Source organism: Bradyrhizobium sp. (genome assembly GCF_049512235.1).
In the GTDB taxonomy this organism is placed as follows: domain Bacteria; phylum Pseudomonadota; class Alphaproteobacteria; order Rhizobiales; family Xanthobacteraceae; genus Bradyrhizobium.
Genome location: NZ_JBEKXH010000717.1, coordinates 1 through 2,595, shown reverse-complemented (window position 1 = coordinate 2,595; position 2,595 = coordinate 1). Strand labels below are relative to the sequence as shown.

3 protein-coding genes are annotated in these 2,595 nt (G+C 61.9%); 1 reads left to right on the top strand and 2 read right to left on the bottom strand.

Features of this window, described 5'->3' with window-relative positions; translation table 11 throughout:
* On the bottom strand, positions 1-1,462 hold a 1,462-nt coding region (locus ABSG20_RS34370; protein ID WP_423868880.1), incomplete at its 3' end, for a DUF7125 family protein.
* A gap of 74 nt (positions 1,463-1,536) precedes the next feature.
* Positions 1,537-1,974, bottom strand: coding sequence for a hypothetical protein (locus ABSG20_RS34365; RefSeq protein WP_423868879.1), 438 nt, complete (start codon positions 1,972-1,974; stop codon positions 1,537-1,539).
* 374 nt (positions 1,975-2,348) lie between these two features.
* On the opposite strand from ABSG20_RS34365, the gene ABSG20_RS34360 reads away from it, so the two are divergent.
* Positions 2,349-2,595, top strand: a 247-nt coding sequence (locus ABSG20_RS34360) for a hypothetical protein (RefSeq protein ID WP_423868878.1), incomplete at its 3' end; no start/stop codon positions are given.

Sequence of the window (2,595 nt, the reverse complement as noted above, 5' to 3'; positions counted from 1 at the left end):
TTCGCTTCGGTATTCCGGTGGTCAGGCCCGTATAGTCGGTCTGGCGTGGGTGGATGACCACCACACCTTTGTTCGTGATGACATATTCGCGGATGTCCTTGCTGTGATTGCCGCCGCGCATCTTGATGACGACCATGGTCTTGCGCAGCTGACCGTCGATTTCCACGTAACGCAGCCGCACAATGTCGTCGGTGAGAAACGAAATTGCATAGTGGCTGAACTGAAGCGAAGTAAAATTGTCCTCGACCTCGACGGTGCTGAGGATGGTGATTCCGGCTCCGGTCAGCGCGCCGATCATCCGGTAGAGCGATTCCCGAAAGTCGGTGCGGAAGCCCGGCGCCAGCGCCATCTCGAAACCGACCAGCGAATCGATCACCAGCCGTTTTGCGCCGACCCTTTTGATGGCCTCCAAGATCGCCTGCATGGTTTCGTCCACCGACAGGTCGAGCGGACGCAGGTAAAGAAGTTCCAGCGATCCCTTTTGTTCCGCCAACTTCAGGTCGAGGCCGAAACTATCGGCGCGCTGCGTGTAGCCTTCCGGACGCTCCTCGAAAATCGCCATGACGGCCGCTTCCCCCCGGCGCAGTCCCTCGGCAATGAACTGCGTCGCCAGGGCCGATTTACCGGTGCCGGACGGCCCGGCCACCAGGACACTATCGCCTTCGAGTATGCCCCCGCCCAGCATCTTGTCCAGTTCGGGAATGCCGGTGGAAAGGCGCTGCCGCCGCGCCGGTTTCGGCTTGTCGCCCATCAGGCCCAGCGTGCGCGGGAACGTCTGCACCCCGTCACTGGTGATGCGGACGGTGTGCAGCCCCGGCACCGTGGCCTGGCCGCGCAGCTTCATGACCTGCAGCTTCCGCACCACCGAGTTCCGCTCGGTGACCTGAGACAGCCAGAGGATCCCGTCCACCATCGTGAACAGCGAATTGTCGCGGATTTCATCTTCGAGATATTCGCCGACCAGGAACGTCGTGGCTTCCCAACTGGTCAGGAACTGGGCGAGGCGGTGCAGGAACGATTGCACCTCCACTTCGCCGACATCGCTGATCGCCTTGCGGGCGAGCGTACGAAACGAATCCATCACCACGACGCCGGCGTTGGCGGCGGTGACCTGCGCGATGATCTCTTCCAGCACCGCGGCCAGATCCTTCTCCAGTGCGAGGTCGGACAGGTTGATGAAACGGACGGCGTTGCCGACCTTGGCGCCGTCGAAGAAGGAGAACTGTTGCTGATAACGCATCATCTTGAGCACCGGTTCGCCGAGCACGGTGAAATACAGCGCCGGTTTCTTCGTCGTCGCATTGGCGAAGGCGATCTGATGCACCAGCGTGGTTTTGCCGCAACCGGGCGCGCCCGCCAGCACGTTGAGAGAAAATTCCGGAATGCCGCCGCCGAGGATGTCGTCGAGCCCCGGCACACCGGTCGAAAGCTGGCGAATCCTGACTTTGGCCGGATCGCGCACGCGTTGTTTCGCCGAGGCGGCTTTCTGCGGGGCGGGTTGCGGCCGCGAAAGCTTGGCGGTCCGCTTTGACTTCTTCATGGCTTGTCTCCGTTGCCGAAATCCACTTTTTCGGCGGCAAGTTGCGGCCAGATCTCGCCTACCAGGCGTGACGTTAAACCCGGGCCGATCAAGGCCACCAGCAAGCCCAGCAAGTGGGCCAGCAGAACGACCCGGCCTTCGCGAAATTGGGCCGGCGTGAGACCGGCATGAGACGCCTCCAATCCATCCAGGGTGCCGTCCGCGTTGACCTGAACCTGGCGCAGCCACGGCACCTCTTCGCAGGCCAGCACCAGCGCGCGGGCGAACAGGGCGCGAAACCCGCCGTTTCCCATCAGCGTCGCCAGATGCGGACGGAGCCGCTCGGTCACCTGAAAAGTCGCGATGTTCTTTGTCTCGGAGGGATCATTCTTCCGCGTCTCGTAATCGATGAGACGCTGGGCGATGCTCCGCAGGTCGGCGGTGGCTCGGTTCATCCGAAAACCGTTCGCATCGGCCTTCGCAGGACCTGCGCTGCGACGACGCGACGATAAAGGGACAACCCTACTCCAGCCGGGCTACAGGCAAACGCGGCCAAGCTATCAAGGTCCTGGCCCTTGAAACCGGCCAAGCCTTTGAGCCTTTGAAACACGCCAAGCCTATGCCGATCTCTGCCGCCATCAGCCCCGCGCGATGAGAACAGCAAAAATCGGCCGTACCTGACCGGGTCTGGCAAACATACGCGCGGCGACCGGGATGGTCTGAGCAAAATTGCTCAATGCGGCCGGCATTTTTACTCCATGATGGTTAGGGGTTTCACGGATTGTTGTTGCAGTAGAGGGTGTTGGTCGCGATCATGAAGGTCCTTTCCATGACCGGACGCCGCCTGGCCATCATCGGCTCCATAGTCGTTCTCTTGGCCTTGATCGCATCCGCGCTGGCGCTGCGCGGGATCGCGCTCCGCGCCGCCGAGAACAACCTCATGATACTCCACAAGAACGGCACGCAACGGCCGGACGATTTTGGCGCGGCAGCCGCGATGGTTTGGGTTCAAAGCGGCGATCGAAGGCTGCAAGCCTCGCTCGTTCATGCGCCGTCCGGCTGCGGCGATGAGGTCG

Excerpts from the sequence above, each read along its gene's own strand:
- ABSG20_RS34365 (WP_423868879.1), bottom strand. The coding sequence starts at position 1,974 with ATGAACCGAGCCACCGCCGACCTGCGGAGCATCGCCCAGCGTCTCATC.